We start from the raw sequence: 16,358 nt of genomic DNA on the forward strand, positions 1-16,358 counted from the left end.
TTATGGCCGCCCGCATTTCACGTTCGCGCATGCGAGCCAGGCCGAAATTCAATTCATGTCTGACGGCCACGCAACCCCTTGCGCCGATCGGCGCCTGAAGGCGTTACGCGCTCTATATTAGACAGGATTTTCCAAGGCTCAATTTTCGGAGCTGCCTCCGTAATCAAAAAAAGACAGGGAGTTGAAAATGGACAAGATCGGCACCGAGGGCAACGATACTCTGTACATAAGAGATCCGGGCGCATTCCGCATTCTTGGGCTGGGCGGAGATGATTTCCTGCGGGTCTACATTTCGCGCCGAAACGCCTCGCAGGATCTCGCGGACTACTTCGATGGCGGAGACGGCAACGACACGATCATGGCTGCGGGGACCGACGACACGGCGCTCGGCGGCTCTGGCGACGACCTGCTGAGAGGCGACGACGGCAATGACGTCCTCTACGGCGACGCAGGCCGGGAGGATTTCGGCGATGCCCGCACGGAATCCGCCAATGATGGCGACGACACGCTCGATGGCGGCGATGGCGACGACAGCATGGACGGCGGCGGCGGGGACGACCTTCTGCTGGGCGGCCGTGGCAATGATATCATGATCGGCGGCTCGGGATCGGACACCCTCTCCGGCTCGTCGGGCAACGACCTGATCTTCGGCGGAGATGGCGGCGATACGCTGATCGGAGAGACGGGCGACAACTATCTCGACGGCGGGTCAGGTGACGACCTGCTGCAATCGTCAGGCGGCAAAGACACCATCACGGCCGGGGACGGCAACGACACGATCACCTCCGGTGGCGGCAATGACTCTGTCTGGGGCGATGGTGGCCATGACGAAATGATCCTCGGGTCGGGAGTTGACGAGGCTCACGGCGGCGATGGCAATGACACGATCAATGGCGGCGAAGGCACGGACTTTCTGTTTGGCGATGCCGACAACGATATCCTGAACGGCGGGCTCGACAATGATACGATCGTGGGCGGCGCGGGTGACGACACGATCGACGGTGGCGGTGGCGGCGATCTCATGTACGGCGACTCGGGCACCGGCGATAGCGGCTACGATTTCGTCACCTATGAAAGCAGCGCTTCGGCAGTGACCGTACAACTGTCGTCCCTTGGCGCCACACAGGGCGCCGGAGGCGCGGCGGGGGACTATTATCTCGAGATCAATGGCGCCATCGGCAGCGCCTTTGCCGACGCCTTGGTCGGAGGCAGCGGCAACCAGACCTTCTACGGTCTGGACGGCAATGACACGCTCTCCTCCGGCCTGGGGAACGACAGCCTTTTCGGCGGACTGGGTGACGATATCCTCCAGGGTGGCGAGGACAACGATTACATGGTCGGTGGGGCCGGTGCAGACACGCTGAATGGACAGACCGGCATCGACACCGTCAGCTACGCAGGCTCCGGCAGCGCCGTCACCGTGACGGTCTCGGCGCTCAACGCCTATGCGGCAACAGGTGGTGACGCCCAGGGCGACGTGCTCGCAAGCGTGGAAGTCGTCGAGGGAAGCGCCTTCAACGATCGCTTCAACGGCCTGGATGGGAATCAGAAATTCGTAACCGGCGCCGGTGTGGATACGATAACTGCCGGCGCTGGTGACGACATGCTGGTCGGCAATGGCGGCACGAATTACCTCTATGGTCAGGACGGGTCGGACACGTTTGTCGGCATCTCGGGCACGAACCTCGTCCTCGACTATGACTTCTACGACACGGCCGGACACGATCAGATCGGTATAGACGCGGGCTCGAGTACGCGGTGGCGGACGCTCTCCGGTGCCTACGCCCTGGAATTTTACACCGCGGACCAGTCTACCTATGTCTGGACGGGAACCGCCGACCCGACACTCGCGAGCCAACGCGCGGCCCTCATCGACGTCTTCGCGTTCAGCGACCCCGACGCCTTTCTGGTCTGAGGCAAGCGGGAGCAGAGTGCCATGGCCGGGAAATCCGATCGCCGCCCGGAGCCGGAAACGGTTCTTGATGAAGCATTGCGCAAGTGCCGCGGGGCCTTCCTCACCGTGGGGGTCTTCAGCCTCGCCATCAACCTGCTGATGCTCTCCTCGCCGCTTTACATGCTGCAGGTCTACGACCGGGTTCTGAGCAGCGGCCGAACCGAGACCTTGGTTCTGCTGACCGGCATTCTCGGCCTGGCGCTGCTCACCATGGCCATGCTCGACACCGCCCGGAGCCGCGTGGCGCTCCGCATCGGCGTCTGGCTCAACGAGACCCTCGGGCCCGAGCTCCTGCGGGTCGGGCTGAAGGCCCGGCTCAGCGGGCGGGCCGCGGGCGGGCAGGCTTTCCGCGATCTCGGGCAGGTGCAGTCCTTCATCGGCGGTCAGGCGATGACCGCCTTCTTCGATCTGCCCTGGACCCCGTTCTTCATCGCGGTGACCTGGGTGCTGCATCCGGTGCTGGGAATGATCGCGCTCGGCGCGGCCCTGCTGCTCCTGGCGCTGAGCGTCGGGAACGAGCTTGTCACCCGGCGACTTCTGCGCTCCGCGAACAGCAGCCAGCTCAAGGGAAACAGCCTCGCCGAAGGCACGATCAGCAACGCCGAGGTGGTGCGGGCCATGGGGATGATCGGATCCATGGTGCGGCGCTGGCAGGCGCAGAACGCGGAAACCCAGGCGGATACCCTACGCGCCAGCGAGCGGAACAGCTACATCACCGGGACGGCGAAGTTCCTGCGCTACTTTGCCCAGAGCTTGATGCTCGGCGCGGGCGCCTACCTCGTCATCCATGGGCTGACCACGCCGGGATCGATGATTGCGGGATCGATCCTCCTCGGCCGGGCGCTGGCGCCGGTCGACATGGCCATGTCTGCATGGAAGAACTTTTCCGGGGCCCGGCTGGCCTACGGCCGGCTGAGCGAGCTGGTCACCGACTTCCCCAGGGAGCCGGCACGGATGGCCCTGCCGGCGCCAAGCGGGCGGTTGCAGGTCAAGGACCTGACGGTGATCGGCCCCAACGGCCCGCAGCTCGCGCGGGTGAGTTTCGAGATCGCGCCGGGCGAGGTCGTCGCGGTCATCGGCCCGTCGGCCGCGGGCAAGAGCACGCTCTGCCGCGCCATCGTCGGGCTGGTGAAGCCCAACTCCGGGACGGTCTCGATCGACGGGGTGAGGATCGATCACTGGGACCCCGATGAACTGGGCCCGCACATCGGCTTTCTCCCGCAGGAGGTCGGCCTCTTCGAGGGTACGGTCCGCATGAACATCGGACGGATGGCCGAGGCCGCACCGGAGGAGGTGGTCGAGGCCGCCACCCGGGCGCGCGTCCACGAGATGATCTCGCAGCTGCCGCAGGGCTACGAGACGCGGCTCGGCGACCGCGGCGCCGGCCTGTCGGGGGGGCAGAAGCAGCGCATCGGCCTTGCGCGTGCGGTGTTCCGCTCGCCGGCGCTCATCGTGCTGGACGAGCCGAACGCCAATCTCGACCAGGCCGGCGAGGCTGCGCTCTCGGCTGCGGTGCTGGAGCTCAAGGAGGCCGGTGCCTCGCTGCTGATCGTCGGGCACCGCCCGTCGACCCTCGCCCAGAGCGACAAGGTGTTGCTGCTGCGGGGCGGCGTGGTGCAGGCCTTTGGCCCCCGCCAGGAGGTGCTGGGACGGATGCGCGAAGCCACTGCCGCGAGTAGGGCGCAGGCGGTTCCCCCGGCCCCTTCGCAGGCCGAGCAGCCTGCGCGGCGCCCATCGGCTGCCGCGCAGGCAGAATTCGCGGGAGACTGACCCATGACCATTGCTGCCAGACACTCCCTGCACGGTGCCGAGGGTCTTTCCCCTCCCGCGGACCCGCGGCGCCTGCCGGAAAAGTTGCCCCAAAAGACCGCCTCTGGCGACGCCCCCCCGCACCACCGGCAGCGCAGCATCTCGGAAGCGATCCGCGCGCCGAGACGGGCGGGGTTTCTGATCCTGCTGGGCTTCGTCGCCTGCTTCGGCGTCTGGGGCGCGATGGCCCCACTCGCCGGCGGCGCGATCGCCGCGGGCCAGATCAGCCCCGACAGCGGCGTGCGGACAGTCGAGCACCTCGAAGGCGGCCTTGTGCAGCGCATCCATGTCCGGGACGGCGACAAGGTCCGACAGGGAGATATTCTGGTGACGATCGATGTCACCGCGCCGCGCAGCGAGGCGGAAGCGCTCGAGGACCGGCGCCTGACCCGGATGGCCGAGCAGGCCAGGATCGCCGCCGAGATCGCCGGGACACCGGCTCTGGTCGTTCCGGCGGCGTTCGACCTGTCGGATCCGGTCGTCGCGTCAGCCTTCGAGGCCGAGCAGCGCACCCTCGACGCGCGACTGGCGCTCCGCAATGCGCGCGAGCGCGTGCTCAGGCAGCGGATTGCGCAGCTTTCGGAAACCATCGCCGGCCACGGCCTGCAGGAGCGCAGCGCCTCCGAACAGCTCGAGCTCATGCACGAGGAACTGGCGGACAAGGTCGCGCTTCTGGACAAGGGCCTCGCGGCCAAGGGCGAAGTGCTCCGGCTGCGCCGGGGAATCGCCGAGGCCGAGGGGATGCGTGGCAGCCACGTCACCGCCGCCTCGGAAGCCAAGAAGGAAATCGGCGAGATCGAGTTGAACCTCAAGGCACAGGATGCCGAGGATGCCGAGAAACTGGCGGTGCGCGCCGCGCAAATACGCAGCGAGCTCGCCGAGATCGACAAGTCCCTGTCGGCGCTCACGGCCATCCTCGACCGCGAGGTCCTGCGCGCGCCGGTCGATGGCGTGGTGGCGAACCTCAAGGTGCGCAACTCCGGCGCCATTATCCAGCCGGGCGAGGCCATTCTCGACGTGGTGCCCGCGCGCGAGCGCCTGCAGATCGACGCGCAAATCTCGCCGAACGATATCGATGCCGTCGAGGTCGGCATGGAAGCAAACGTCCGCCTGTCGGCCTTCTCTGGCCGCACCATGCCCCAGATCGTGGGGGTGGTGACCATGGTCTCTGCCGACACGTCACGGTCCGAGCATTCGAACGCGACCTACTACCCGATCCGCGTCGAGGTCGATGCCTCCGAACTCTCGGACCACGACATCGAACTGCGCTCGGGAATGCTGGCGAGCGTGCTGGTGGTGACCCGCGAACGATCGATGCTGAGCTATCTCTGGGAGCCGTTCCAAGCGCTTCTGCAGAACGGGATGCGCGAAGGGTAGCGGCGCGGAGCGGAAGGCCCCACGGGGCGCACCGGACGCCCCTGCCCGCGGCGCCGGGCTCCGCCAGCGAGGACGCACCGGCGACCGGAACAAGTTTCGGCGACAACATGTCGCCCGAAGGGGGGAAAAGACGATGGCACTTCCGAAGACACGGACCCCGATCCTCTATCTCGTGGACGAAATGCCGCTGACCCGGGCGCAGCTTTCCCATTTCCTGGCTGGTTTCGCGCAGTTGCACGGCATGCGAATCGAAGAGATCGAGCCGAGCGACCCGGCGTTCATCGATCAGATCACCCGGCGGGGGATGTGCATCGTCAACACCCGGAGCACCCCTCGCGCGCACGACTGGTTCTCCATCGTCCGCAGGATCAGCCAGCTCGGGCTGGTCGAGCCGATCCTGCTGCTCTGCGAGACCGCCAGCGCCGAGTTTGTCCAATCGGCGCTGAAGGCCGGGGCGCGCGGCGTGATCCCCGCTTCCATGAATCCCAGCAACGTGCTCAATTCTCTCGAACTGGTGCTGCATGGCGGCATCGTCGTCCCACCTTCGGTCCTGGACAATGACCTCAGTCCTCCTCTGCTGGAGGATTTTGGCGCCAAGCAAGGAGAGCCAGACGGGTCTCCCGACGACACGGACACCACGCCGAAAGGCACGCCATCCAAGCGGAACGGGCACGAGCTCCAGCCCCGGCCAACGCAGGGCGATCAGGATGAAGCGGCGAAACTCGAGGGGCTGACCGAGCGCCAATCGGCCGTGCTCATGAACCTCACGCAGGCGCGCTCGAACAAGGAGATCGCCAAGGTCCTGTGCACTTCGGAAGCCACGGTGAAGCTGGAGGTCCGCCAAGTGATCCGAAAGCTCGGCGCGAAGAACCGCACCGAGGCCGCGCTGATCGCCTCGGCCCTCGACTGGCAGGACGTAGAGGCCGAGCAGGACGCCGAAACGGCGCGCGCCGGATCGCCTGACCGCGGCGATCCCCCCCGTGGAGGCGCGATGGACGGCGTCGAGGGTCTGGACCCCTGCGAGCTCGGTCGGGGAGGCGCGCTGCGCCGCAATCTCCTCGGTGGTGCCGATGAAAAGCTGCACACACTCGCGCAGCCACCGCGACGGTTGACCTGAGACGCCCCCTTTCGCAGCAGGTGACGGCCCTGTCGCCCTCGACGGCGCCCAGCTTCACAAAGCACTGCAGACGCACAAGGGTCAGAGGTCGCGGACCACGGGCCTCCTGACGGATAGTCCCGCGCGCATCTCGCCGGATCGCTGCGAAAAAACATGGCGGAGGCTGTGGGATTCGAACCCACGGGACCCGCAAAGGCCCAACGGTTTTCAAGACCGCCGCATTCGACCACTCTGCCAAACCTCCGGTTCGACCGACCTAGCCTGCTTCCCGCGATTCTAGAACAGGCTTTCCGGGAAAAACCGCCGATCACGGCTTTGATGGCTTTTCTTGACCTGCGCCACCCGCTACCATCCGCGAAAAACCGGGATGTTCCGCTCCGTTTCCCAGCGCCGGTGGCGCAGCCCTCCGACAGCCAAGGCCCCGCGCCGCGGCAGGTCCGGCGTGGCAGGCCCCGACCCAAGCGCGCCGCCGAAGCGCGCCGTGGCAAAGGAGCGCGCATCCCGCAAATCACGAACCGGGCCAGGCAGCCCGGGAGAGGGGACATCCGGCAAGGCGCGACAGACGCCACCGGTCAGGCGGGAATGCAGGGGGCATTATGACCAGAGCAAAGCGAACGCGGCCCATCATCGGACAGGGGGCCGCAAGAGGAACAGTCGTGGCACTGCTGACAACGCTCGCGCTCGGCGCCTGCAGCGAGTCGCAGATGCCTGGATTCCTGAAGGGCAAGGAAAGCAGCGCGGGCGGGGCAGAGGTCTCGCGCGGGGCCGCCACGGCGGAACGCGACATCGAGGCGCCCGAGGTCTTCCAGACCACCGAGGCCGGACTTTGGGACGGGCGCCCCTCGCTTGGCGGCGTCTGGGTCGCGCATCCCGACGTCAGTGAACCCGAGCGGGTGATCATTCGCAACGAAAAGACCGGGCAGTTCGTCATTGGCGCGCTGTTCCGCCGCGAGCGCATGAGCCCCGGACCGCGCCTGCAGGTCTCCTCCGACGCCGCCGCCGCCATCGGCATGCTCGCGGGCGAGCCGGTGAACCTCAACGTGGTCGCTCTGCGCCGCGAGGAGGGCCCGGCAGAACCCGAAGCTGGCACCGGCCCCGCCGGTGTCGAGGCCGCGACCCTGTCGGATGCGCCCGCGGTCGAGGCAAGTACGCTCGACCCGGTGACCGCCTCCGCAGCCGCAGCGATCGAGGCGGCCCCCACCACCTCGGCGCCCGCACCGAGCGCGACACCCGCAGCCGCGGCGCCCAAGGCACCCGCGTCCCCCGCGCCGACGCAGGCCACGTCGCTGTCGCGCCCCTACGTGCAGATCGGCATTTTCAGCGTCGAGACGAACGCCGAGAACACCGCCACCGCGATGCGACAGGCCGGCATGGTGCCGACCGTCAAGAAGCAGAGCAGCTCGGGCAAGACCTTCTGGCGAGTGCTGGTCGGTCCCGCCGCCGACAAGGCCGAGCTCGACGCGCTGCTGACCAAGATCAAGGGCACCGGCTTCTCGGATGCCTATGCCGTCAAGAACTGACCGGAGCCATAGAGAGGATCCGCCCATGCGCCGCCTGAAAAGCCCCCTTTCGAGCCTGCCCCTGCGCCGCCTTCTGGCCGGCGCGGCCGCCGCAGCGCTGCTTGCCAGCGGTGCACAGGCCTTTGATACCAGTGCCCGTGCCGCCTTTGTGCTGGATTACACCACCGGCACCGTGCTGCTGGCCAAGGATGCCGACAAGGCCGTCCCGCCCGCCTCCATGTCCAAGCTGATGACGCTCTACATGGCCTTCGAGGCGATCCGCGACGGCCGGCTCAAGCTCGACGAGGAGCTGCCCGTCTCCGAGCACGCGATGTCCTACGGCGGCTCGACCATGTTCCTCGACACCACCGACCGGGTGAAGGTCGAGGACCTGCTGCGCGGCATCATCGTGCTCTCGGGCAACGACGCCTGTGCGGTGATCGCCGAGGCGCTCTCGCCCAACGGCACCGAGGCCGGTTTCGCCGACCTCATGACCCGCCGCGCCCAGCAGCTCGGGATGACCAACTCCAGCTTCGCCAACGCTTCGGGCTGGCCGGCGCAGGGCCACGTGATGTCGATGCGCGACCTGACGCTTCTGGCGCGGCACATCATCGAGGACTTCCCCGAGTTCTACCCGATCTTCTCGGAAAAGCAGTTCGCCTTCGACGGTCGCGCGCCGCAGAACGTGCGCAACCGCAACCCGCTGCTGCGCCTCGACATCGGCGCTGATGGCCTTAAGACCGGCCACACCTCGGAAGCAGGCTACGGCCTTGTCGGCTCGGCCAAGCAGGGTGACCGCCGGGTGATCTTTGCCATCTCCGGGCTCGAGAGCGAACGCGCCCGCGCCGAGGAGAGCGAGTCCATCGTCAACTGGGCCTTCCGCCAATTCGCCGAGCGCAAGCTCGTCGAGAAGGGCAAGGAGGTGGCCCGCGCCCAGGTCTTCCTTGGCAACACCGAGACCGTCGGCCTCGTGGCGCGCGACGACATCGAGATGCTGATTCCGGTGACCCCGGGCACCGAGCTTGGCGCCGAAGTCGTCTATACGGGCCCGCTCAAGGCGCCGATCACCGCCGGGCAGCAGCTCGCCGAGCTGATCATCACCCCCGAAGGGCTGCCCGAGCACCGTGTGCCGCTGTTTGCCGCCGAAGACGTCCCCTCCAGCGGGTTCGTCAAGCGCATGATGGTGGTCAGCAGCAACCTGATCGGCCGCCTGCAGACCCCCGCCGCCTCGCCGGAGGCCATGTGACCAAGCCAGAAGGCGGGGCCCAGCCGAAGGGCCTCTTCATCAGCTTCGAAGGCATCGACGGCTCTGGCAAGTCCACCCAGGCGCGACGGCTGCACGCCGATCTGTTGGCCGAGGGGCGGCAGGCGGTGCTCACCCGCGAGCCCGGCGGCTCGCCGGGCGCGGAGGAGATCCGCGCTTTGGTGCTGCAGGGCGATCCCGACCGCTGGTCCGCCGAGACCGAGCTGCTGCTGTTCACCGCCGCCCGCCGCGATCACCTCGAGCGGCTGATCCGCCCTGCCCTCGAGATGGGGAAGATGGTGATCTGCGATCGTTTCGCCGACAGCAGCCGGATGTATCAGGGCCTTTCGCGCGGCGATCTGCGCGACAAGGTCGACGCGCTGCACGAGCTGATGATCGGCACCGAGCCTGACCTCACCTTCCTCATCGACATGGACCCGGCGGCGGGCCTTGCCCGCGCCAAGGCCCGCGCCACCGCGGAAGAGCGCTTCGAGGACTTCGGCCTGGCGCTGCAGGAGCGCATGCGCGCGGGCTACCTCGCGCTCGCTGGGGAGTTCCCCGAGCGCTTCATCGTGATCGACGGCAACCGCCCGCAGGACGAGGTGGCCGCCGACATCCGTGCCCGGCTGAATGAGCGGTGCCCGGCATGAGCGCCGAAGAGGAAATCCCCGAGGCCGATAGGATCGAAGGCGCCCCGCATCCGCGCGAGACCTTCACGATATATGGCCAGGACCGGGCGCAGGAAGATTTCCTCACCGCCTTCAGCTCGGGCCGGCTGCATCACGGCTGGCTGATCACCGGCCCGCGCGGGCTCGGCAAGGCGACGCTGGCCTGGACCATCGCGCGCTTCCTGCTGGCCACGCCAGAGGACGACGGCGGGCTCTTCGGCGCGCCGCCCCCGCCCAGCGATCTGCGCATCGACCCCGAGCACCCGGTGGCGCACCGCGTGCACGCGCTTTCCGAGCCCCGGCTGCACCTGCTGCGCCGGGGCTGGGATCCGAAGACCAAGAAGCTGCGCAGCGTCATCACCGTCGAAGAGGTGCGCGCGCTGAAACGGTTCTTCTCGCTGTCGTCGGCCGACGGCGGGCGCCGCGTGGTGATCATCGACAGCGCCGACGAGATGAACCCCAACGCGGCCAACGCCATCCTCAAGCTGCTCGAGGAGCCGCCCGCCAATACCGTGCTGCTGATGGTCAGCCACCAGCCCTCGCGCCTCCTGCCGACGATCCGCTCGCGCTGCCGCGAGCTGCGGCTCTCGCCGCTGCAGCCGGAGGCCATGGCGCGCGCGCTCGACCAGGCCGGGGCGCAGGTGGCGCCGCAGGAAGCCGCTGCGCTGGCGGAGCTCTCCGCCGGCTCGGTCGGCGAGGCGCTGCGGCTGCTCAATCTCGGCGGGCTGAAGCTCTATGCCGATCTCGTGTCGCTGGCGGACACCCTGCCCCGGCTCGACCGGCCGCGCGCCATCGCGCTTGGCGAAAGCACCGCCGGACGCGGCCAGGAAGCCCGGCTCGACTTGATGCTGACGCTGGCGGACCGGCTGATGGCCCGCCTTGCCCGTGCCGGGGTCACCGGCATGGCGCCGCGCGCCGAGGCCGCCCCGCAGGAGGCAGAGGTGTTGAAGCGCCTCGCCCCTCACCCCGCCGCCGGACGGGCCTGGGCGCAGCTCGCACAGGACGCCGGCGAGCGCGCCCGCCACGCGCGGGCGGTGAACGTCGATCCCGCGGCGCTGGTGCTCGATCTTCTGCTGCAGCTGCGCAAGGTGGACTGAGCTCCGCGGTCGGGGGCCAAGTGCCCCCGCGTTGCAAGCGCCAGGCTGCCACGAAAGCGGGAGGCGCTGCTCTCGCCGCGCCTCCCACTGGAAATGCCTTCCTGAAAGACCCGCGGGTGACGGGTTGCAGGGTCAGACCGCGCCCTTGGCGATCAACTCCTGCGCCAGCTTGGCGTAGGCCTGCGCCATAACGCCGTCACCAAGCGCGACGGGCGCACCGCCGTCCCCCGCAAGGCGGGTGTCGAGGTCGATCGGCAGCTGCGCCAGAACCGGCAGGTTCAACCGCGCCGCCTCGGCCGCGACGCCGCCATGTCCGAAGATATGGCTCTCGAGGCCGCAGCCCGGGCAGACGAAGGCAGACATGTTCTCGATCATCCCCAGCACCGGCACGTTCAGCGTCGCAAAGGCGTCGAGCGCCTTCTTGGCATCGATCAGCGCCACGTCCTGTGGCGTGGAGACGACGATGGCGCCGTCGAGCTCGGACTTCTGACCCAGCGAGAGCTGCACGTCACCGGTTCCCGGCGGCAGATCGATGAGCAGCACGTCGAGCTCGCCCCACTCTACCTGCATCAGCATCTGCTGCAGCGCCCCCATCAGCATCGGGCCGCGCCAGACCACCGCCTTGTCCTCGGGCAGCATGAAGCCGATCGACATGAGGGTAACGCCATGCGCCTCGAGCGGGATGATCGTCTTGCCGTCGGGCGAGGCCGGGCGCTTCGAGACGCCGAACATCCGCGGCTGCGACGGGCCATGGATGTCGGCATCCAGCAGACCGACCGTCTTGCCCGCGCGCGCCAGCGCCACCGCGAGGTTGGAGGAAACCGTCGATTTGCCGACCCCGCCCTTGCCCGAGCCGATGGCGATAAGCTTCTTCACCCCGGGCGGGATCATGCGACCCTGCTGCGGCTTGGCGTGGCCGCCGAGCTTCAACGAGGGCGCCTTGGGGGCCTGGGTCGGCGCAGAGAGCACGACCGAGACAGTCTCCACCCCGGGCAGTTCGGCGATGCGCGCCTCGAGCATGGCGCGGAAGCCCTCCATCTGGCGGGCGATCTCGGGGCTCGGAGCCTCGATCACGAAGGCCATCTGGCCGGACTCGACGCGCATCGCTCGAATCATGTCACGCGAGATCAGCGTGCCCCCGCCGGGCAGATCGAAGCTGCCAAGCAGCTCGGTGATGGCGTCGGACAATTGGGTCATGGTCACTTCCTTTCCTCGGGCGCATGCCACCCTTGCGTCACCTTGCGCCAGGCGCAAACCGCAGACATGGTCCGCCCAAATCTTGTGCGCGAGCCCGCATGTTTGCGCAATCCAAAGCGCTTTTTCCCATGCATTTCGCGCATAGCGGCATTGAACCCTCCCGGGATTGTGCAACCGCAGCATCTGGCCCATCTATGGGTCAACGAAAGACAGACGCAACCCTCCAGCCACACGGGTACAGACGCAAATGGCATACGCAACCGACACCACCCGCATCGCAGGCCGCTCCGAAGGACTCGTCGAGCGCTTCCGCACTGCCCTCGCTCGTCGCCGCCTGTACAAGCAGACCTTCAGCGAGCTGTCCGCGCTGAGCAACCGCGAACTGGGCGATCTTGGGCTGCACCGCTCGATGATCCGCCGGATCGCCTACCAGGCCGCCTACGAGGCATAAGAATTCGAACACGTCCCGGCTCTCTCCTCCTCCCTGAGCCGGTTCGTTACGGCGGTGACCTCTCTCCTCCTCCCTGAGGTCACCGCCACACGAACAAGGGCCGCAAGGCCTAGACATCGACAGCCCCTCTCCTCCTCCCTGGGGCATCGATACAGCGGCGATCTCTCTCCTCCTCCCTGAGATCGCCGCACCAGATACCGGGGCACCTGACAAAGGTCGCCCCAGAACTTCGGAGCCCCTCTCCTCCTCCCTGGGGCGTCGATGCAGCGGCGGTCTCTCTCCTCCTCCCTGAGACCGCCGCACCAGATACCGGGGCTTCCTGCCAAAGGTCGCCCCAGAACTTCGGAGCCCCTCTCCTCCTCCCTGGGGCGTCGATGCAGCGGCGATCTCTCTCCTCCTCCCTGAGACCGCCGCACCAGATAACGGGGCGCCTGCCAAAGGTCGCCCCAGAAGCTTCGGAGCCCCTCTCCTCCTCCCTGGGGCGTCGATGCAGCGGCGATCTCTCTCCTCCTCCCTGAGATCGCCGCACCCTACATAGGGCCTGTCTCGGGCCCGATCGGATCGAAAGCCCCTCTTCTCCTCCTCCTCGGGCTTTCGTGACACGGAACGGCGGTGCCTCTCCTCCTCCCTGGCACCGCCGTTTTCCGTTTCCCACTCCCGCCAAGTTGCCCCGCGCCGAAAAGCGCGCCCCGCCACGCCCCTCCGGGCGCAAGCGGCGCTTTCCCTTTGCCGAGCCTTTCGGTAGGAGGGTTCGGACAACAGCACAAAGCAGGCATGGGAACGCAGCCATGGCGATGGAAAAGACCTTCAACGCGGCCGAGGCCGAGGCGCGCATCTACAAGGCGTGGGAAGACAGCGGAGCCTTCAAGGCCGGGGCCAACGCCTCGCGCGATGAAAGCTTCTGCATCATGATCCCGCCCCCGAACGTGACCGGCTCGCTGCACATGGGCCACGCGTTCAACAACACGCTGCAGGACATCCTCGTGCGCTGGCACCGGATGCGCGGCTTCGACACGCTCTGGCAGCCCGGGCAGGACCACGCGGGCATCGCCACGCAGATGGTCGTCGAGCGCGAACTGGCCAAGGACAAGAACAACGCCACCCGCCGCGAGATGGGCCGCGAGGCCTTCCTCGAGAAGGTCTGGGAGTGGAAGCAGCAGTCCGGCGGCACGATCATCAACCAGCTCAAGCGCCTCGGCGCCTCCTGCGACTGGTCGCGCAACGCCTTCACCATGTCGGGGGCCGAGGGTGCGCCCGCGGGCGAGGAAGGCAACTTCCACGACGCGGTGATCAAGGTCTTCGTCGACATGTACGACAAGGGCCTGATCTACCGCGGCAAGCGTCTGGTGAACTGGGACCCGCATTTCGAGACCGCGATCTCCGACCTCGAGGTCGAGAACATCGAGGTGCCGGGCCACATGTGGCACTTCAAGTACCCGCTCGCGGGCGGAGAGACCTACACCTACGTCGAGAAGGACGAGGACGGCAACGTGCTCTTCTCCGAGGAGCGTGACTACATCTCCATCGCCACCACCCGCCCCGAGACCATGCTCGGCGACGGCGCGGTCGCGGTGCACCCCTCGGATGAGCGCTATGCGCCCATCGTCGGCAAGCTCTGCGAAATCCCGGTGGGGCCGAAAGAGCACCGCCGCCTGATCCCGATCATCGTGGACGAATACCCCGATCCCACCTTCGGCTCGGGCGCGGTGAAGATCACCGGCGCGCATGACTTCAACGACTACGGCGTGGCCAAGCGTGGCGGCATTCCCTGCTACCGGCTGATGGACACCCGCGGAGCCATGCGCGAGGACGGTCACCCCTACGCCGAGGCCGCCGAGATCGCCCAGCAGGTCGCCCGCGGCGAGCTGGACCTCGACGAGCACGAGGCGGACAAGCTGAACCTCGTGCCGGATCACCTGCGCGGCCTCGACCGTTTCGCGGCGCGCGAAGCGGTGATCGCCGAGATCACCGCCGAGGGTCTCGCGGTGATGACCGAAGCGACCGACCCGCGCCTCGGCAAGGCCGCGGGCAAGGCCCCGGTCGCGCCCGAGGAAGGCGGCGAGGCGCTGGACGAGCCCGCACAATGGGTGCCGCTGGTCGAGGCCAAGCCGATCATGCAACCCTTCGGCGACCGATCGAAGGTGGTGATCGAGCCGATGCTCACCGACCAGTGGTTCGTCGACACCGCGCAGATCGTCGGCCCGGCGCTCGATGCCGTGCGCGACGGCCGCGTGCGGATCATGCCCGAGAGCGGCGAGAAGACCTATTACCATTGGCTCGAGAACATCGAGCCCTGGTGCATCTCGCGCCAGCTGTGGTGGGGCCACCAGATTCCTGTCTGGCACACCCCGGGCATGGGCGACGAATGGCGCTCGTTCTGCGCCGCCTCGGAAGATGAGGCGATCGAGAAGATGAAGGCGGTCTTCGGCGAGGATGCCGAGTTCCTGATCGTCGAGGATGCCGCCGCCGCCGAGGATCACCTTGCCGACTTGCTGTCGCAGGGCATGGATTACACCGGCGTCGACCAGCGCCGCCGGCCGCAGGCGATCCCGGTGTTCCGCGATCCCGACGTTCTGGACACCTGGTTCTCATCGGGTCTCTGGCCGATCGGCACGCTCGGCTGGCCCGAACAGACGCCGGAGCTGAAGAAGTACTTCCCGACCGACGTTCTGGTCACTGGGCAGGACATCCTCTTCTTCTGGGTCGCCCGGATGATGATGATGCAGCTCGCCGTGGTGGACGAGGTCCCCTTCAAGGACGTCTACCTGCATGGCCTCGTGCGCGACGCCAAGGGCAAGAAGATGTCCAAATCGCTGGGCAATGTCGTCGATCCGCTGGAGATCATCGACGAGTACGGCGCCGACGCGCTGCGCTTCACCAATGCCGCCATGGCCTCGCTCGGGGGCGTGCTTAAGCTCGACATGCAGCGCATCGCCGGCTACCGCAACTTCGGCACCAAGCTGTGGAACGCCGCCTCCTACGCGCAGATGAACGGCGTCTTCGAGCTGGCCCACAGCGATGCGGTGCCCGAGACCACCCTGCCCCTCAACCGCTGGATCAAGGGCGAGGTCGCCAAGACCCGCGAGGCCGTGGACGCAGCGCTGGCCGACTACCGCTTCAACGACGCGGCGCAGGCACTCTACGCCTTTGTCTGGGGCACCTTCTGCGACTGGTACCTCGAGTTCACCAAGCCGGTGTTCCACGGCGAGGACGAGGCCGCCAAGGCCGAGACCCGCGCCACCTACGCCTGGGCCTTCGACCAGTGCCTGATCCTGCTGCACCCGATCATGCCCTTCGTCACCGAAGAGCTCTGGGCGCAGCGCGCACGGCCGAAGATGCTGATCCACGCCGACTGGCCGGAGTACACCGCGGCCGAGATGGTCGACGCGCAGGCCGATGCCGAGCTGAACTGGGTGATCCGCATGATCGAGGCGATCCGTTCGGCGCGCGCGCAGATGCACGTGCCCGCCGGCGCCTACGTGCCCTGCGTGGTCAAGGGGCTGACGCCGGAGGCCCGTGCCGCCTATGCCACCAACGAGGCCTTCGTGAAACGCTACGCGCGGATCGAGGACCTGACCGAGGTCGAGGAGATGCCCAAGGGCACCGCAGCCTTGGCTCTGAGCGGCGGCACCTTTGGTCTGCCGCTGGCGGGGATCATTGATGTCGAGGAGGAAAAGGCCCGGCTCGAGAAGGCGCTGCAGAAGCTCGCCAAGGAACTCGGAGGCCTGCGCGGCCGGCTGAAGAACCCCAAGTTCGCCGAGAGCGCGCCGGAAGAGGTCGTGCAGGAGACCCGCGACAACCTCGCCGCGCGCGAGGAGGAAGAGGCTAAGCTGAAGGAAGCGCTGGCACGGCTCGCAGAGCTCGGCTGACGCCTAGAGGCAGCGAAACGGAAAGGCCCGCCCGGAACGCTCCGGGCGGGCCTTTTTCATTGCCGGTGCCTCTCCCC

Annotated in this window: 11 protein-coding genes and 1 tRNA gene; 10 read left to right on the plus strand and 2 right to left on the minus strand. The window is 67.5% G+C overall.

All coding sequences use genetic code 11. The features are described 5' to 3' along the window. Nucleotides 1-187: 187 nt before the first annotated feature. The 4 genes from G0Q01_RS19865 (at nucleotide 188) to G0Q01_RS19880 (ending at nucleotide 6,257) form a co-directional block, all read left to right on the plus strand. A complete protein-coding gene (locus tag G0Q01_RS19865; protein ID WP_164192011.1) occupies nucleotides 188-1,915 on the plus strand; it encodes a calcium-binding protein in 1,728 nt (575 codons plus the stop codon). A gap of 21 nt (nucleotides 1,916-1,936) precedes the next feature. Next, nucleotides 1,937-3,724: a type I secretion system permease/ATPase gene (locus G0Q01_RS19870; protein WP_164192014.1), complete on the plus strand. Its 1,788-nt coding sequence runs from the start codon at nucleotides 1,937-1,939 to the stop codon at nucleotides 3,722-3,724. A 3-nt stretch (nucleotides 3,725-3,727) separates the two neighbouring features. Continuing rightward, the gene (locus G0Q01_RS19875; protein ID WP_164192018.1) at nucleotides 3,728-5,140 is read left to right on the plus strand and encodes an HlyD family type I secretion periplasmic adaptor subunit; all 1,413 of its coding nucleotides are present in this window, start codon (nucleotides 3,728-3,730) and stop codon (nucleotides 5,138-5,140) included. Nucleotides 5,141-5,273: 133 nt separating this feature from the next. Continuing rightward, nucleotides 5,274-6,257 carry a response regulator transcription factor gene (locus G0Q01_RS19880; RefSeq protein ID WP_164192021.1) on the plus strand — a complete coding sequence of 328 codons (984 nt, stop codon included), beginning with the start codon at nucleotides 5,274-5,276 and terminating at the stop codon, nucleotides 6,255-6,257. A 154-nt stretch (nucleotides 6,258-6,411) separates the two neighbouring features. On the opposite strand, the gene G0Q01_RS19885 is transcribed toward G0Q01_RS19880, so the two are convergent. Beyond that, nucleotides 6,412-6,501, minus strand: a tRNA-Ser gene (locus G0Q01_RS19885). A gap of 352 nt (nucleotides 6,502-6,853) precedes the next feature. Here G0Q01_RS19885 and G0Q01_RS19890 point away from each other — a divergent pair. From G0Q01_RS19890 to G0Q01_RS19905, 4 genes are read left to right on the plus strand one after another with little or no spacing between them, the layout of a single operon-like run. Then, a complete protein-coding gene (locus tag G0Q01_RS19890; RefSeq protein ID WP_164192024.1) occupies nucleotides 6,854-7,777 on the plus strand; it encodes an SPOR domain-containing protein in 924 nt (307 codons plus the stop codon). 25 nt (nucleotides 7,778-7,802) lie between these two features. Next, nucleotides 7,803-9,002 carry a D-alanyl-D-alanine carboxypeptidase family protein gene (locus tag G0Q01_RS19895; RefSeq protein ID WP_164192028.1) on the plus strand — a complete coding sequence of 400 codons (1,200 nt, stop codon included), beginning with the start codon at nucleotides 7,803-7,805 and terminating at the stop codon, nucleotides 9,000-9,002. Next, nucleotides 8,999-9,649: a dTMP kinase gene (gene tmk / locus G0Q01_RS19900; RefSeq protein ID WP_164192031.1), complete on the plus strand. Its 651-nt coding sequence runs from the start codon at nucleotides 8,999-9,001 to the stop codon at nucleotides 9,647-9,649. Before G0Q01_RS19895 ends, tmk begins: the two co-directional genes overlap by 4 nt. Next, nucleotides 9,646-10,764, plus strand: a complete 1,119-nt coding sequence (locus tag G0Q01_RS19905; protein WP_164192034.1) for a DNA polymerase III subunit delta' — start codon at nucleotides 9,646-9,648, stop codon at nucleotides 10,762-10,764. Before tmk ends, G0Q01_RS19905 begins: the two co-directional genes overlap by 4 nt. 132 nt (nucleotides 10,765-10,896) lie before the next feature. Here the strand turns inward: G0Q01_RS19905 and G0Q01_RS19910 are convergent, their stop codons facing one another. After that, nucleotides 10,897-11,961 carry an Mrp/NBP35 family ATP-binding protein gene (locus G0Q01_RS19910; protein WP_164213756.1) on the minus strand — a complete coding sequence of 355 codons (1,065 nt, stop codon included), beginning with the start codon at nucleotides 11,959-11,961 and terminating at the stop codon, nucleotides 10,897-10,899. 247 nt (nucleotides 11,962-12,208) lie between these two features. On the opposite strand from G0Q01_RS19910, the gene G0Q01_RS19915 reads away from it, so the two are divergent. Continuing rightward, nucleotides 12,209-12,412 (plus strand): DUF1127 domain-containing protein, encoded by a 204-nt coding sequence (locus G0Q01_RS19915; protein ID WP_108964985.1) that lies wholly within the window; start codon nucleotides 12,209-12,211, stop codon nucleotides 12,410-12,412. 788 nt (nucleotides 12,413-13,200) lie between these two features. Continuing rightward, on the plus strand, nucleotides 13,201-16,281 hold the full coding sequence (locus G0Q01_RS19920) for a valine--tRNA ligase (protein ID WP_164192057.1): 3,081 nt from the start codon (nucleotides 13,201-13,203) through the stop codon (nucleotides 16,279-16,281). Nucleotides 16,282-16,358: the final 77 nt, after the last annotated feature.

Origin of the sequence: Salipiger sp. PrR007, from assembly GCF_010499845.1 — a bacterium.
GTDB classification, from domain to species: domain Bacteria; phylum Pseudomonadota; class Alphaproteobacteria; order Rhodobacterales; family Rhodobacteraceae; genus Salipiger; species Salipiger pacificus_A.